Source organism: Enterobacter sp. PGRG2 (assembly GCF_030291195.1).
Taxonomy (GTDB): Bacteria; Pseudomonadota; Gammaproteobacteria; order Enterobacterales; family Enterobacteriaceae; genus Enterobacter_D.
The window spans coordinates 1,330,149-1,346,054 of the sequence record NZ_CP127837.1 but is presented as its reverse complement, the minus strand read 5'-3'; the positions used below and the strand labels follow the sequence as shown (position 1 = coordinate 1,346,054).

15 protein-coding genes and 1 tRNA gene are annotated in these 15,906 nt (G+C 56.0%); 9 read left to right on the top strand and 7 right to left on the bottom strand.

The genetic code is table 11. The features are described from left to right. Positions 1–13: 13 nt before the first annotated feature. The 4 genes from QRD42_RS05795 to QRD42_RS05780 form a co-directional block, all read right to left on the bottom strand. A tRNA-Pro gene (locus tag QRD42_RS05795) sits at positions 14–90 on the bottom strand. Between the two features lie 91 nt (positions 91–181). Continuing rightward, the gene (gene eptB, locus QRD42_RS05790; RefSeq protein ID WP_321988390.1) at positions 182–1,873 is read right to left on the bottom strand and encodes a kdo(2)-lipid A phosphoethanolamine 7''-transferase; all 1,692 of its coding nucleotides are present in this window, start codon (positions 1,871–1,873) and stop codon (positions 182–184) included. A gap of 276 nt (positions 1,874–2,149) precedes the next feature. After that, positions 2,150–3,364, bottom strand: a complete 1,215-nt coding sequence (locus QRD42_RS05785) for an MFS transporter (protein WP_072571459.1) — start codon at positions 3,362–3,364, stop codon at positions 2,150–2,152. Positions 3,365–3,607: 243 nt separating this feature from the next. After that, positions 3,608–4,300, bottom strand: a complete 693-nt coding sequence (locus tag QRD42_RS05780) for an autotransporter domain-containing protein (RefSeq protein ID WP_072571458.1) — start codon at positions 4,298–4,300, stop codon at positions 3,608–3,610. 154 nt (positions 4,301–4,454) lie between these two features. On the opposite strand from QRD42_RS05780, the gene tag reads away from it, so the two are divergent. Both tag and QRD42_RS05770 read left to right on the top strand, forming a co-directional pair. Beyond that, complete coding sequence (gene tag, locus QRD42_RS05775) at positions 4,455–5,033, top strand: DNA-3-methyladenine glycosylase I (RefSeq protein ID WP_318364577.1); 579 nt, start codon at positions 4,455–4,457, stop codon at positions 5,031–5,033. Beyond that, positions 5,014–5,460, top strand: coding sequence for an N-acetyltransferase (locus tag QRD42_RS05770; RefSeq protein ID WP_321988388.1), 447 nt, complete (start codon positions 5,014–5,016; stop codon positions 5,458–5,460). Before tag ends, QRD42_RS05770 begins: the two co-directional genes overlap by 20 nt. On the opposite strand, the gene QRD42_RS05765 is transcribed toward QRD42_RS05770, so the two are convergent. Beyond that, positions 5,423–7,798 (bottom strand): molybdopterin guanine dinucleotide-containing S/N-oxide reductase, encoded by a 2,376-nt coding sequence (locus tag QRD42_RS05765; protein ID WP_321988387.1) that lies wholly within the window; start codon positions 7,796–7,798, stop codon positions 5,423–5,425. The genes QRD42_RS05770 and QRD42_RS05765 overlap by 38 nt on opposite strands. Before the next feature lie 119 nt (positions 7,799–7,917). On the opposite strand from QRD42_RS05765, the gene QRD42_RS05760 reads away from it, so the two are divergent. The 6 genes from QRD42_RS05760 (at position 7,918) to ghrB (ending at position 13,843) form a co-directional block, all read left to right on the top strand. Beyond that, complete coding sequence (locus QRD42_RS05760; protein WP_072571454.1) at positions 7,918–8,580, top strand: OmpA family lipoprotein; 663 nt, start codon at positions 7,918–7,920, stop codon at positions 8,578–8,580. Positions 8,581–8,666: 86 nt separating this feature from the next. Then, positions 8,667–9,686: a LacI family DNA-binding transcriptional regulator gene (locus tag QRD42_RS05755; protein WP_318364580.1), complete on the top strand. Its 1,020-nt coding sequence runs from the start codon at positions 8,667–8,669 to the stop codon at positions 9,684–9,686. 108 nt (positions 9,687–9,794) lie between these two features. Next, positions 9,795–10,544, top strand: coding sequence for a sugar phosphate isomerase/epimerase family protein (locus QRD42_RS05750; protein WP_321988386.1), 750 nt, complete (start codon positions 9,795–9,797; stop codon positions 10,542–10,544). 4 nt (positions 10,545–10,548) lie between these two features. Beyond that, positions 10,549–11,490 carry a sugar kinase gene (locus QRD42_RS05745; protein ID WP_321988736.1) on the top strand — a complete coding sequence of 314 codons (942 nt, stop codon included), beginning with the start codon at positions 10,549–10,551 and terminating at the stop codon, positions 11,488–11,490. A 57-nt stretch (positions 11,491–11,547) separates the two neighbouring features. Next, positions 11,548–12,828: an MFS transporter gene (locus tag QRD42_RS05740; RefSeq protein ID WP_318364582.1), complete on the top strand. Its 1,281-nt coding sequence runs from the start codon at positions 11,548–11,550 to the stop codon at positions 12,826–12,828. A 40-nt stretch (positions 12,829–12,868) separates the two neighbouring features. Beyond that, the gene (gene ghrB, locus QRD42_RS05735) at positions 12,869–13,843 is read left to right on the top strand and encodes a glyoxylate/hydroxypyruvate reductase GhrB (protein WP_321988385.1); all 975 of its coding nucleotides are present in this window, start codon (positions 12,869–12,871) and stop codon (positions 13,841–13,843) included. Positions 13,844–13,914: 71 nt separating this feature from the next. Here the strand turns inward: ghrB and cspA are convergent, their stop codons facing one another. Both cspA and QRD42_RS05725 read right to left on the bottom strand, forming a co-directional pair. Further along, a complete protein-coding gene (gene cspA / locus QRD42_RS05730; protein ID WP_072571448.1) occupies positions 13,915–14,127 on the bottom strand; it encodes an RNA chaperone/antiterminator CspA in 213 nt (70 codons plus the stop codon). 267 nt (positions 14,128–14,394) lie between these two features. Further along, on the bottom strand, positions 14,395–15,105 hold the full coding sequence (locus tag QRD42_RS05725) for a DUF3053 domain-containing protein (RefSeq protein ID WP_321988384.1): 711 nt from the start codon (positions 15,103–15,105) through the stop codon (positions 14,395–14,397). A gap of 403 nt (positions 15,106–15,508) precedes the next feature. Here QRD42_RS05725 and QRD42_RS05720 point away from each other — a divergent pair, with 403 nt between their 5' ends. Continuing rightward, complete coding sequence (locus tag QRD42_RS05720; RefSeq protein WP_072571446.1) at positions 15,509–15,805, top strand: HTH-type transcriptional regulator; 297 nt, start codon at positions 15,509–15,511, stop codon at positions 15,803–15,805. Positions 15,806–15,906 lie beyond the last annotated feature (101 nt).

Below are 15,906 nucleotides of genomic sequence, written 5' to 3'. Positions count from 1 at the left end.
GGCTTTTTAAATTTGGTCGGTGATAGAGGATTCGAACCTCCGACCCCTTCGTCCCGAACGAAGTGCGCTACCAGGCTGCGCCAATCACCGAATGCGGGGCGCATCTTACTGCCGGGCGCCACGACCGTCAATCCCTTAACGTAAAAAAGCCTTTCGACTGGCGATAAACTCGCCAGTCAGTTTACTTACCCGCCGATGCCTTCGTATCCGGGATGTGGCACCAGTTATTGTTCTCGTTGATACCACCATTTGGCGAGGTATAACCCAGGCAGCCCATGATGGTGTCATACAGCTCCACATGGCGGCGCGGCACTTTCATATCGGCCTGCTGCTTGAGGTGCGCGAACATTTTGGCTTTCTCCGGATTCTCCAGATATTTATCAGACATCCACACCATCATCGGCACGCGGAACTGCTCAGGCGGGGCCATTTTACGCGGCGTCCCGTGCAGATGTTCTTTCTCGTTGATCGACTCGCCATGGTCGGCGGCATAGAACACAATCGCTTTCTTATCGCGCAGCTGATCGATGACGCTATCAATAAAGTAATCGACGTAGGTCACGGAGTTATCAAAGGAGTTGATCATCTCCGCTTTGGTGCACTTGTCGTCCACGCTCTGACACTCCGGCGTCCACTGGGCAAAGCTGCGCGGATAACGCTGGGTGTAGTTAAAGTGCGAGCCTTTCGTGTGGAAGATCATCAAATGCTTGCCGTCAGGGCTGTTTTTCAGCGACGCTTTCATTTCATCCAGCAACAACGCGTCATCGACGTTCTTACCGCGGTTACGCGGCTCAGCGCCAATCTGCTCACGGTAGGAGATGTTATCCGCCATGGTATTGCTGTAAAACCACATTTCGCTCTGCATGGCGTACAGGTCGCTGGAGAAGCCGAGCTGTTTCAGCACCGCAAAGACGTTCTGCTCTTTCAAAGTACGCTGTGGGTTTTCATCCGCCCCGCCCTCGCGCACAAACATGCAGCGCAGGGACAGCTTAGTGGCGGTATCGCAGGAGTAACCCCGGAAGGCGACAAGATTTTTCTCCGCCGCCAGCTTCGGCGTGGTGTTGCGCTCATAGCCGAGCAGGCCCATATGATCCCAGCGGGTCGTTTCACCGATGATAAAGACCACATAAGTGTCATCAAGATCTTTCGGCGCAACGTAAGTGTATTTGGTCGCCGGGTTGATCAGCGATTTGTTATCAGAAGACTCATCCACCTGCGCCCAGGCGTACAGCCCTAACGCGGACAGCCAGTTAGACGGCAGATAAGAGTTAGCCACCACGCCGCCATAGCTTGGCATATCAACGCCGGTCGCGCGCTCTACGCTCTTTTGCTGCACTTCCAGCAGACGGATCGGCCCCCAGACCATCAAACCGGCCAGCACGACGATGGCCGCGCTACGGATGCGCAGGCCCGGCGTACGCAGCTGGCGCAGCAGCGTGAGGCGGCTGCTGTTGCTCCAGATAAAGATCAGCGGCAGCGTGCTCACGCATACCAGCCAGATCACAAACTGCATGCCCACCACTTCTTTCGACAGGTCAATGTCCGTCGTCATCACCGAGGCAACAATGCCGTAGCCGATGACCACGTTCAGGAAAGTCATGTAATAGCTGGCGCCTGCGGAAAACAGCACCACCAGCGTCGACAGCACGCGCCAGGCACGCCGTCCAAACAGAGAGAGAAGTCGAAGTAAAAAGAACGTGGCTAATACCGTGCCCGCCACTTCAACAATCGCAGCGAGGCCTTTCCAGATGGTAAATTCTTGCGCATATCCATCAAAGCGACGAATAAAAACAGCGGCGTTCATAAACAGACCGATGTACAACGCCAGCAGAAAACTCAGCCGTTGTTGCGTCATCGTTTTGATATATTTCATTCAAAGCACCCTGGGAGAAGGGAATAGAGAGCACCCGTGCGCAGACGATATATCTGCATATAGGCTTATCAAACGCATAAGAAGTTGATTCGATAACTTCGTGAAGCGCGGGGTAGTAGACCACAGGGGTGGAAAAAAGTGTCACCGGGAATGTGATCTGACTAAACATTTACAAAAATAATAGGTAATGCGGCAGAGCTTACCGTATTACCCCTGATTCAGGAAGGGAGAAGGTTGAAGATTGCGAAGCGCCACGCAGAGCGTGGCGCAGGTCACTTAATGGTGAGTCAGCGGCTGTGAGTTGGTGAAGTATTCACGCTGCGGCTGGCGAATGGTGGTGGAAAGCGCCAGGGAGAGGATCAGCAGGGCGAAGATGACGCAGAAGGTCACATAGAAGCCGCCGAACAGCGAGGCGATAATCGAGCCGCAGATGCTGCCGATACCAAAGCCCAGATAAATGACGCCGTAGTTTTTCGCCAGATTGTTCAGGCCAAAGAATTCGCTGACCAGCGATGGGAAGACCGTGATGGTACCGCCGAAGTTAAAGGCCACACAGGCGATAGCCGCGAAGAAGCTCACTTCGTTAAGCGGGGCGAACAGCAGTCCCGCCATACCAATCAGCGACACCACCTGACCGAGCGTAATCACGCGGATGCGGGACATTTTATCGGAGAGGATACCGAGCACCAGACGGCCTGTCAGGTTAGCAATGGAAATCACGGTCACCGCATTGGCGGCGGTCGCCACATCCAGATGCACCATGCCCTGAGCGATATCTTTCGCCACGCCGATAACATACAGACCGCTCATACAGGCAGTGAGGAACATCACGGCCAGCATCCAGTATTGCGGTTTACGCATCGACTGCGCCAGGGTGAAATCATTTTCCACCACGCCATTGACCATGGTCGCTTTCTGCTGCGGCGCGTCTTTCATCAGCATCGCGCCGGAAACGATCATCACCAGCACCATCGCGCCCCAGATCATAAAGGTCTTTTCCAGGCCGACGGTGGCGAGCAGATGGCTGTCGATAAATTTAAAGCCGAGGCTGCCCAGGCCATAAGAACCGATGGAGAAAGCGGAAATCAGCCCCTTACGCTCCGGGAAGAACTTCACGCAGTTGGAGAGCGTCAGCAGGTAGCCCGCGCCATCGGCAAGGCCGACCAGCACGCCCGCGCTCAGCCACAGCATCAGCAGGCTGTTGGCGTGCGCCGTCAGGAAAAAGCCGAGGCCCAGCAGAATACCGGATGCGATAGTCACACGTTTAACGCCGAAACGTTCCTGTAATTTCCCGGCTACCGAGGAAGAGAGCGCCAGTCCGAGGCTGAGCAGTCCGAAGGAGAACGCCACCTGGCTTACTGGCTCATCCAGTTTTTCCGCCAGCGCGCTGTTAAACAGACTCCAGGTATAAACCGATCCAAGGGCAAATTGCGTAATGATGGTACCGACCAGCGTCAGCCAGCGGGTCCGATTCAATGAGGATGTATTCATGGCAGTCTTCCTGCGTAAGCAAAAGGGAAATTCTCTGCCGTTAACCATAACGAAGCGCCGTTGATGCCGGATCGAAAACGGCATGAAATGCAGTGAGGACGGAATGAAATGCCTTGTAACGGGAATGAATGACAGCGGGAAAAGTCTCATCAGCAAAAAATACAGCGTAAGTTAGTACACACTATCTCTGCGAAGCTGATGATTGTTGTATAAAAAATGTAATTAATTTGTTTTAAATGCTAATTAAAAGCGCGCGCTGACGCCCATGCTGTAAAGATAGTTTTGACCGATATCCGTATTTTCAGACTGCGACAGTGAAGCATAGGCTGCAAAATGGGGATTGAGCAGCATATCCGCGCCGAGGGTCACGTCCATCCAGTTACCGTCCTGGCTGGAGGCCGATAAACGATTGAGGCCGGACTGGGTTTTCCAGATATTTTCGCCAAACTGCTGGTTGTAGCTGATTTGCGCCCACGGGCGGAGATCCCCGTGACGACTGTCCACGCGCCAGCCCACCGAGCTGACGCTGGCGTGCCACAGCGGATCGGTGAATTGCAGGTTTGCCGGGCCATCGCCAAATTCATTATGCATTGATGAGGCAGAGCTGTCGTAATGCCAGACGGCCACCGGGCCGGTGGTGACATTATTCACCAGCGGAATATTCCAGCCGAGGCTCATGGTGCTGGTGGCGTCCAGCGGCGTATCATCCGGCAAATTCCAGGACAGGCCAGGCGTATTTTGCGTCGAGCGGATCCGCCCTTCGAGAATATCGTCATAACGCGGTTGGTGATCGCTGTCCCATGTATAGCGATCCGCCATATTACTTTGCGGGTCGCTAACGATATATTCTTGTTGCCACGCCTGCGCCGTCTGACAAAAAAACAGGCACACAGGCACGAGCGCCAGGCGGCAGCCACTGTTATTTTTTATCTTCATCAATGCGACTCCAGAAAAGAGCCAAAACCGGCAGTATCGTTATCATTTTGTGCGGATAAAACCCTGTATTAACTATTGTCTCTTTAAGAGACACGTCAAGCCAGCGGGATAATTTTCTTTTGGGATCTACCGCAACAATGGAAAGGAGAAAGACATGCAACGATGTGGTTGGGTCAGTCAGGATCCGCTGTATATCGACTACCACGACAAAGAATGGGGCGTGGCGCAGTCCAGTAACCAGAAGCTGTTTGAGATGATCTGTCTCGAAGGCCAGCAGGCGGGTTTATCCTGGATCACAGTGCTGAAGAAACGGGAAAATTATCGCCGCTGTTTTTATAACTTCGATCCTGTGCGCGTGGCGGCGATGCAGGATGACGACGTGGAAAGGCTGTTGCAGGACACTGGTATTATCCGCCATCGGGGAAAAATTCAGGCGATTATTGGTAACGCCAGGGCGTATCTGGCGATGCAGCAACAGGGGGAAGACTTTGCAGATTTTGTCTGGTCCTTTGTTGATCATCAGGTCAGGATGACCCAGGCCGCCACCCTTGCGGAGATCCCCACGTCGACACCGGAATCGGATGCCCTGTCAAAAGCGCTGAAAAAGCGCGGCTTCAAGTTTGTCGGCACCACCATCTGTTACTCCTTTATGCAGGCCTGCGGTCTGGTGAATGACCATGTTACCCAGTGCTTTTGTCATCCCGGAGGCAGCGATGATCCACGAATGGCATGAAAATGACTTGTCAGCGCTGCTGGCGCTGTGGCTGGAAAGCACCACCTTTGCCCATCCTTTTATCGACGCGCGTTACTGGCAGGAGAGTAAAAGCCTGGTGCGCGATGCCTATTTACCCGCCGCCAGAACCTGGGTGTGGGAAGAACAGGGCCGCCTTGAGGGATTCGTCAGCGTGATGGACAGCCGCTTTGTCGGTGCGCTCTTTGTGCGTCCTGACGCGATCGGCAAGGGGATCGGACGCGCGCTGCTTGAGCATGTCAAACAGCGCTATGCCGATCTCAGTCTTGAGGTGTATCAGAAGAATGAGCGGGCAGTGAATTTCTACCATGCGCTGGGCTTTCGTATCGAAGACAGCGCCTGGCAGGAGGAGACTCACCACCCGACGTGGATCATGCGCTGGCAGGCGGCTCAAACGCCGTCAGCCTGAGCTCAGGGCCGGTGTATTTTTCCACCCATGCCAGCGCCGTGTTCCCGGCGCAGCCGTTGCCCAGCCGCGAGCTGGGGAGATCTTTGGTCAGCACGTTAACCGCGCCGTTTTTGCAGATCCCCCCGGCCGCCGGATCCAGATCCGGCCAGCCGCCCTCATGAATGCAGATCACCCCCGGACGGATCCCCTCGGTCACCACTGCGCCCGCCAGCACCTGCCCGCGACCGTTCCACACGCGCACCACGTCGCCATCACGGATCCCCCGCGCCTGCGCATCCTGCGGATGCAGCGTGATGGGTTCACGCCCCGCCACCGCGTACTGCTCGCGCAGCGCGGAATAGCTTAACTGGCTGTGCAGACGGTGCGCCGGATGCGCGGACAGCACCTGCAACTGCTGCGGCTCCGCATTGCCGTGCCATTCGTCAGGCGCCAGCCAGGTCGCGTGCCCCGGACAGTCGGCATAGTTAAATGACGCGATACGCTGCGAATAGATTTCAATTTTGCCGCTGTCGGTTTTCAGCGGGTTCGCCGCCGGATCGGCACGGAAGGCCGCAAAACGCACAAACTTCGCGTTCTCCTCGCTTTCCGGCATCTCAATAAGCTGATTGGCCTGCCAGAATTCTGCGAACGGCGGTAACGTCACGCCCTGACTGGCGCCGCGCGCGCTGGCGATGTCATAGAAGGTTTCCAGCCATTGCAGATCGCTTTTGCCTTCGGTAAACCGCGCCCGCCCGCCCTGCTCCCAGCGCTCGCTGAGATCGGCAAACACCTCAAAATCATCCCGCGCTTCATCACGTGGGGCGACCACCTGCTTCATCGGCACCAGATGCTGATTGCTGTAATCGCCGGTCATGGTCAGATCGTTACGTTCAAAAGAGGTGGTGGCTGGCAGAACGATATCGGCATGCTTCGCCGCCGCCGTCCAGTAGCATTCAGAGATCACCACCAGCTCCGGTTTTTGCCAGGCGCGGATCAGCCGGTTGGTGTCCTGATGATGAGTAAAGTTTGCGCCGCCCGCCCACCAGACAAATTTAATATCCGGGAAGTGACGATCCATGCCGTTGTGCTGGTACGCGCCGCCGGGGTTTTCCAGCGCTTCCACAATGCGCGCCACCGGGATTTTATCCACCGCGTCCACGCCGCCCTGGACGCTGCCCTGCATGGAGCCGAGCACCGCCGCGCGGCGCGTCGGATTGCCGCCGTTGGCAAAGTGATAGGACAAACCAAAGCCGCCGCCCGGCAGACCGATCTGCCCCAGCATGGCGGCAAGCGTCACCAGCATCCAGTGTTTCTGCTCGCCATATTGCTGGCGCTGCATGCCCCAGCCGGACATCAGCATAGTGGTATTTTTATGGAACACTTCCGCCAGTTCGCGGATTTTAGGCGCATCAATACCGCAAATTTCCGCGGCCCATTCTGCGGTTTTCGCCACGCCATCGCTGGCGCCGGTTAAATAATCGTGGAAGATGTCGTAACCGGTGGTGCAGCGGGCAAGGAATTCATCATCCTGCCAGCCGTTTTCCACCAGCGTGTGGGCGATGCCGAGCATCAACGCCACATCGGTGCCCATATGCGGTGCCAGCCATTCGGCACTGTCGCAGAGGAAGTCGACGGTTTCCGATCGCATCGGATCGATGCAGATCACCCGCTTGCCGCTCTGGCGCAGCTGATCGAAAAAAGGGATCCCCTGCTCATCCGAGGCGTTCCAGGCAATTTTCAGGGTGTTAAGCGGGTTGGCGCTCCACAGCACCACCACATCAGAATGCTCCAGCACCAGCGGCCAACTGGTCTGCTGCTGATAAACCTCATTGCCGCCCACCACGTAGGGCATGATCGCCTGCGCCGCGCCGGTGGAATAATCCCCCAGATGGCCGGTATAGCCCCCCGCCAGGCTCATATAACGCTGCAACAGCGTCGCCGCTTTGTGCAGCACGCCGTTGGAGCGCCAGCCGTAAGATCCGGCGAATATCGACGACGGGCCATAGCTTTCACGAATACGGACGTGCTGGGCATGGATCAGATCCAGGGCTTCATCCCAGCTGACGCGGACAAACTCATCCTGACCGCGCACGCCGGTCGGTTTTTCCGGTGACGTAAGGAAGCCTTTGCGCACCATCGGGAAACGCACGCGGCTGTTGCTGTGCACCTGATCGCGCACGGCGGTTTGTAACGAATTGGGATGGGCGGTCGGCAGGGCACCGCGCGATGACAGGACGTTTTCGCCGTCGGTTTCTACCAGCATCGGCCCCCAGTGGGCTGCCGTGAGGATGGTTTTTGTGGATGAGTGTGCCAAAACGTATGCTCCCTGATGTCTGATGCAGGTGTGTCGGTCGCTCATGCGCCGCTCAATGTTATTTACAAAATTCAGAATCTTTCCGGAAGTTTCTAACGATCCTCAGGTCATAATCAACCGCGATTATCGCTGTGCATAGAATTAAAAATTATTAAGGAAATTCGATGAAGAAAAATGTCCTTCTCATTGTGGCTGCGGTTTGCGGCGCACTGGCTGTTTCAGGCTGCACCACCAACCCTTACACCGGTGAGCGCGAAGCCGGTAAATCAGGCATTGGCGCAGGCATTGGATCGCTGGTCGGCGCGGGCGTCGGCGTACTCTCCTCCTCGAAAAAAGACCGCGGCAAAGGGGCGCTGATTGGCGCGGCGGCCGGTGCAGCCCTCGGCGGCGGCGCGGGCTATTACATGGACGTGCAGGAAGCGAAACTGCGGGACAAAATGCAGGGAACGGGCGTTAGCGTGACGCGAAATGGCGATAACATCGTGCTGAACATGCCGAACAACGTGACCTTCGACAGCAGCAGCGCAACCCTGAAACCGGCAGGTGCCAACACCCTGACCGGCGTGGCAATGGTACTGAAAGAGTATCCAAAAACTGCGGTTAACGTGGTGGGTTACACCGACAGCACCGGCGGCAAGGATCTGAACATGCGTCTGTCGCAGCAGCGTGCCGATGCGGTTGCCAGCGCGCTGATCACCCAGGGCGTGGAAGCGAACCGTCTGCGTACCACCGGCGCAGGCCCGGCGAACCCGATCGCCAGCAACAGCACGGAAGAAGGCAAAGCGCAGAACCGTCGCGTGGAAATTACCCTGAGTCCGTTGCAGTAATTCCTCTGTTTACCCCCTCGCCTGCAGGCGAGGGGTATTCCGCGTAAAATATGTTAATCTCCGCAAAGTTACCCCAGGAGACGGACATGAACGCAAAGGCAGCGCGCCCGACAATCAGCGACGTCGCGAAAGCGGCAAAAACGGGTAAAACCAGCATTTCACGTTATCTGAACGGTGAAAAGCATCTGCTTTCAGAGGCTCTGCTGGCCCGCATCGAAAACGCCATTGCCGAACTTAATTACCGTCCCAGCCTGATGGCCCGCGGCCTGAAACGCGGCCGTACGCGGCTGATTGGACTCATCATCGCCGATATTACCAATCCCTATTCCGTGAACGTGCTGAGCGGTATCGAAGCCGCCTGCCGTGAGAAAGGCTTTACGCCGCTGGTGTGTAATACCAATAACGCCCTCGATCAGGAGCTGCACTATCTGGATCTGCTGCGCAGTTATCAGGTGGAGGGGATCGTGGTGAATGCCGTGGGAATGCGCGAAGAGGGGCTGAACCGCCTGCAACAATCGTCGCTGCCCATGGTGCTTATTGACCGTAAAATTCCGGACTTCGCCTGCGATGTGGTCGGGCTGGATAACACCCAGGCCGCCACCACCGCTACTGAGCATCTGGTGGAGCAGGGGTTTGAAGCGCTGCTGTTTCTTAGTGAACCTCTCGGCACGGTGAATACCCGCCGTGAGCGTCTGAACGCCTTTCATGCCACCCTCGCCCGCTATCCCGGCGTCATTGCGGAAGATGCTGAAGTTGTGCTGCATGAAGCCGGGCAAATCGACAACAGGCTGCGCCAGTTTCATACCCGTCACCGGGGCATGCGCAAAGCGGTGATCTCGGCCAACGGCGCGTTAACGCTCCAGGTTGCCCGCTCGCTGAAGCGCATTGGCCTGCACTGGGGCAGCGACATCGGTCTGCTCGGTTTTGACGAACTGGAGTGGGCAGAGCTTGCGGGCGTCGGCATCACCACCCTCAAACAGCCTACCTGGCAGATTGGCTACGCCGCCGTCGAGCAGGTGGTGCGCCGCATCGACGGCACCGACAATACCGTGCATGAACAGGTCTTCTCCGGCGAACTTATCGTTCGCGGCTCCACCGCCCGCTGATTCCCCTTCGTGATGACGATCATGCTTTGGCGATCCTGACCTTTCATTTGGAACCGGTTCCATCTAGCTTAAACAGAAGCCAACAGGCATTTGTTCGGGAGCCGGGAAATGAAAAGAAAAATTATCGTCGTCACTGCCGCTTACGGCCACGACCGTATTCAGTCGCTGGGCGGTCAGGCTACCGTGCTGCCGTTTATTGCGGCGGCAGGCGCAGACGGCGTGGAGATCCGCCGCGAATTGTTCACGCCTGATGAACTGAACGCCCTGCCTGCCCTGGCCGCCGACATCGAATCCCATAATCTGCTGGCCTGCTACTCCGCGCCGGAGCCGCTGTGTCTGTTTGACGGCACGCTGAACCCCGAACTGCCCGCTCTGCTTCAGGAAGCGCGCACCTTAAACGCCCTGTGGCTGAAAGTCTCTCTCGGGCATTTCCAGCATAAATCCGCGCTGGAGTTGCTGCGCGGCTGGCTGGCGGACAGCGGCATGTCGCTGGTAGTGGAAAACGATCAGACCGATTGCGGCCAGCTTGCGCCGATGCAGCGTTTTAAAGCCGCCTGCCGGGTGCTGGATCTGCCGGTCACCCTGACCTTCGATATGGCGAACTGGTTGTGGGTCGGCGAATCCCCGGAAGAAGCGGCCCGCCAGCTGGCCCCCGCCGTCAGCTATATCCATGTGAAAGCAGCTATCGCGCATTATTACCATTATCGCGCCATTGCGCCGGATCAGGCCGATGGCCGCTGGGCGGAACTGCTGAATCAGCTTCCCGCCGACGTGCCGCGCGGCATTGAGTTTCCACTGGAAGGCCGCGATCTGACCGCCGTCACGCGCCGCTATGTCAATTTATTACGTGAGGAGTAACGCCATGCATCATGCGCTGGATGTCATCACCATCGGCGAAGCCATGGCCATGTTTGTCGCCACCGAAACCGGCGACCTGGCCCGGGCGGAGCACTTTTTTAAACGCATCGCGGGCGCTGAGCTGAACGTCGCCACCGGCCTTGCGCGCCTCGGCATGAAAGTCGCCTGGGTCAGCCGCGTCGGCGATGACAGCTTCGGGCAGTTCGTGCTGAATTCGCTGGAAAAAGAGGGCATCGGCACCGGCGGCGTCACTATTGACGGGCGGTACGCAACGGGTTTTCAGCTGAAATCTAAGGTTGAAAATGGAACCGATCCCATCGTGGAGTATTTCCGCAAGAACTCGGCGGCGAGCCATTTGTCGCTGGCAGATTTCGACGAAGGCATGTTCACCAGCGCGCGCCATCTGCATCTGAGCGGCGTGGCGGCGGCCTTGTCGGCTGATGCTTACGCCCTGCTGGATCATGCGGCGGGCGTGATGAAAGCGCGCGGCAAAACGATCTCTTTCGATCCTAATCTGCGGCCAGTGCTGTGGAAGAGCGAAGCCGAGATGGTCGAGAAACTTAATCACCTCGCGTTCCAGGCCGACTGGGTGCTGCCGGGGCTGAAAGAGGGCGTCATCCTTACCGGCCAGCAACACCCGGAAGGCATCGCCGATTTCTATCTGTCACGGGGTGTGAAAATTGTGGTGATCAAAACCGGCTCTGACGGCGCGTGGTTCAAAACCGCCGACGGCGAGCAGGGCGCGGTGGCGGCGATTAAAGTGGATAACGTGGTGGATACCGTGGGCGCAGGCGATGGCTTTGCGGTCGGCCTGGTCAGCGCGCTGCTGGAAGGCCGCTCACTTAAACAGGCTATCGATCGGGGAAATAAAATCGGCTCACTGGCCATTCAGGTGCAGGGAGACAGCGAAGGATTGCCAACGCGGGCACAGCTTAACGAGGGGTAAAGCGCCCCTCTTTATCATATTTGAACCTCAGTACCCTACAATGCCAGAGGCAACCCTATGAAAAGTCCGACTAATGCAACAAAACGCTGGCTGTACATTATGCCGATTGTGTTTATCACATACAGCCTGGCTTATCTGGATCGCGCCAACTTTAGCTTCGCTTCCGCGGCAGGCATCAATGACGATCTGGGCATCACTAAAGGCGTCTCATCGCTGCTGGGCGCGCTGTTTTTCCTCGGCTATTTCTTCTTCCAGATCCCCGGCGCAATGTACGCTGAACGCCGCAGCGTGCGGAAATTGATCTTTATTTGTCTGATCTTATGGGGCGCCTGCGCCTCGCTCACCGGCGTGGTAAATAATATTCCGGCGCTGGCGGCGATCCGCTTTATTCTTGGCGTGGTGGAAGCGGCGGTGATGCCCGCGATGCTGATTTATATCAGCAACTGGTTTACTAAATCAGAACGCTCGCGCGCCAATACCTTCCTTATTCTGGGTAACCCGGTCACGGTGCTGTGGATGTCGGTGGTATCCGGCTATCTGATCCAGTCCTTCGGCTGGCGGGAAATGTTCATTATTGAAGGCGTACCGGCGGTGATCTGGGCGTTCTGCTGGTGGGTGCTGGTCAGAGATAAACCGTCGCAGGTGTCATGGCTGGCGGAAGACGAAAAAGCCGCGTTGCAGGCGCAGCTGGAGCAGGAGCAACAGGGCATCAAAGCAGTGCGTAACTATGGCGAGGCATTCCGTTCGCGCAACGTGATCCTGCTGTGTATGCAGTATTTTGCCTGGAGCATCGGTGTGTATGGCTTTGTGCTGTGGCTGCCGTCGATTATTCACAGCGGCGGTGAAAATCTCGGTATGGTGGCGGTCGGCTGGCTCTCCTCGGTGCCTTATCTGGCGGCGACCATAGCGATGATCCTCGCCTCATGGGCGTCGGACAAAATGCAAAACCGTAAACTCTTTGTCTGGCCGCTGCTGTTGATCGCCGCCTTTGCCTTTATCGGCTCCTGGGCCGTAGGGGCGAACCATTTCTGGGTTTCCTATACGCTGCTGGTGATTGCCGGGGCGGCGATGTATGCGCCTTACGGCCCTTTCTTCGCCATTATCCCGGAAATGTTGCCGCGTAATGTCGCGGGTGGCGCGATGGCGCTGATCAACAGTATGGGCGCGCTCGGCTCTTTCTTTGGCTCGTGGTTCGTGGGTTATCTCAACGGCTCGACGGGCAGTCCGGCGGCATCGTACATCTTTATGGGGGTGGCGCTTTTTGTTTCGGTATGGCTTACTTTGATTGTTAAGCCTGCTAATAATCAACAGATTCCGGCGGGCGCACGTCACGCATGATGCGTCTGGCGACCCGCTATTACTGATTTGGGAGAACCGCATGAAGCCGTCCATTATTCTGTACAAAGCCATGCCTGATGATCTGCAAAAACGTCTGGAAGACCATTTCACCGTCACCAGGGTGCCGAATCTGCATCCGGAGACGGTGCAACAACATGCAGAGGCATTTGCCAGTGCGGAAGGTTTGCTGGGTTCAAGCGAGAAAGTCGATGCCGCGCTGCTGGAGAAAATGCCGAAGCTACGCGCCACGTCGACCATCTCGGTAGGCTATGACAACTTCGATGTGGATGCGTTAAACGATCGTAAGATCCTGCTGATGCATACGCCTACCGTGCTGACCGAAACCGTGGCCGATACCATGATGGCGCTGGTGCTGAGTACTGCCCGTCGGGTGGTGGAAGTGGCGGAACGCGTAAAAGCAGGCGAATGGACGAAAAACATCGGGCCGGACTGGTTTGGCATCGACGTGCACCATAAAACGCTGGGCATCGTCGGCATGGGCCGCATCGGTCTGGCGCTGGCGCAGCGCGCGCACTTTGGTTTCGGCATGCCGATCCTCTATAACGCCCGCCGTCATCATACGGAAGCGGAAGAGCGCTTTGGCGCGCGTTACTGTGAACTGGATGCCCTGCTGGAAGAAGCCGATTTTGTCTGCCTGGTGCTGCCGCTAACGGATGAGACGCACCATATGATCGGCGCGGATCAGTTTGCCCGCATGAAATCCTCGGCGATCTTTATCAACGCCGGTCGTGGCCCGGTGGTGGACGAGAAAGCGCTGATCGCAGCGCTGAAGAACGGCGAGATCCATGCCGCGGGTCTGGACGTTTTCGAACAGGAGCCGCTGCCGGCAGATTCGGAATTGCTGTCGCTGCCGAACGTGGTCGCCCTGCCGCATATCGGTTCCGCCACCCATGAAACGCGTTACAACATGGCCGCCTGCGCGGTGGATAATCTGATCGACGCGCTCAATGGCAAGGTGGAAAAAAACTGTGTGAATCCGCAGATTGCGAAATAGCCGGAAACCAGAAAAGAAAAAACCCCGCATGGCGGGGTTTTTTTTAGAAAGCGTGCTTTAAACGGAAGCGATTACAGGCTTACAACGTTACCAGCAGACGGGCCTTTAGCGCCGCTTTCGATGGTGAAGGACACTTTCTGGCCTTCATCAAGGGATTTGTAGCCATCGTTCTGGATAGCAGAGAAGTGTACGAACACATCTTTAGAGCCATCGTCAGGAGTGATGAAGCCGAAGCCTTTGTCAGAGTTGAACCATTTTACCAGACCAGTCATTTTACCAGACATAGAGATTACCTTTTTAATTAAGTTTGCCTTCCGGCGCTACGGCGTGCTTTACAGATTTTAAGCGATAAAGGAAAGCTCTCAACGAAGGGTATCTATGGATAACTCCTGGAGGGACTGCTTTATAAAGTGCTTTAGGTCTGTACGTCAAACCGGGGAGCATTAACGCATTATCCCGGAGGCTTAGCAAGACTTATTTCAGCCGTCCACAAGGCCAGGGCCTCAGCGAAGCGGCGGATCCCCCCGCTTTTTGGCGGGGGGACGAAACGCTTATTGCGTCGCGTTAACGGCAGCGGTCCAGGCTTGTGTAAACGCCTGATGCTGCGACGCCAGCGGCCCAATCAGCGAGTTATACTGGCTGGCCTGCTGGGAAGTCGGGAACTGGATCCCGTTAGCAACAAAGCCCACCTGCGTGTCCTGCTGGGCAATAAAATCACCCACCTGAACCAGTTGCTGCGTAAAGATTTGTGCAGCCGGGATCAGCGGTTGCAGCGCGTTTGACGGCGCGGTAACCACTTTTTGATAAGCCTGGTCATAAACCGGCTTCAAATCATCAGCCTGTTTCAGCGCGGCACGCGAAGAATCCGCCTGCATTTTTGCATTCTGCAACTGCTGGCTCAGCACGCCTAACGACCCGTTTGCCTGACGCAGCGGTTCGCGCTGGGTCATGTAATCCTGCGGCACGCGAATGGCATTCACGCTGTCTACAACCGGACGCAGACCCGCGTCCATCGCCTGATTCACCTGCTGGGAATAACCATAAAGAATGGCGTAATCCGATACAAAGGGACCAAACTGTTTTTTCTGATCCGCGGTCAGGGTAGGCAAACGCTCACCGCTGCGCATAACTGTATTTTGCAGAAAATCGATAAACGCCTTGCGCTGATCGCCTTCTTTATCAAAACACCCACTCAGGCTAACCACCATTAATAACGCCGCAAGAGGCGCAAACCAGCGAGAGCAGGACTTTCCTGTCGCCATTTTATTACTCCTTTCACCCAAAAAAGCGCACACCGGCACACACGTGCCCGACGCTGACAAGGATAGTCCAGGTCGGCTTTGCAAGATACCCTTTCCTGACATTCTTGTCAGGGAAAGCCCCGCATCGGAATTGCTCTGCGGCCCCCGCTACGCTTAGTGCGTACCGGCAATGCTTAGTATTTTTTTTGCTGATCATTTACAAAAGTCTACAGCTGAAAACCAGGGCTTAATGATCAAGGCATTAAAGAGAGCCTGGACAAGAAAAAAGGTATTTTTAGTATATAAAGGTCCATTACCTGACAATTAATCACTCTCGCAACCATCCAGAATAATATTTACCGACTACTCTTAAATGGCTCGTTGTCGTTTACGATCACGCCTTGTGATTTATGAGGAGTTCTCAATGGAATATAAAGATCCTATGTTTGAACTGCTTAGCAGTCTGGAACAAATTGTCTTTAAACACGATGTATCGCAACAAACTATCACGTTGAATCAAAAACCTAATCCTTTCAGTGAGTTTGAGCAGCTGCGTAAAGGTACCGGTCTGAAAAACGATGATTTTGCTCGGGTAATGGGTGTGAGCGTGGCGATGGTTCATGAATGGGAGTCTAAAAGGGTAAAACCCTCCCCGACTGAACTGAAGTTGCTGCGCCTGCTCCAGGCCAACCCAAGATTAAGTAAGCAATTGATGGAATAATTTTTTGTACTTTGTACCTGAGGTGTTCCTGAAAGTTTAAACCCGCCAAATGGCGGGTTTTATGTTTTGTGCCGGGTGGCGCTGCGCTTACCCGGCCTACA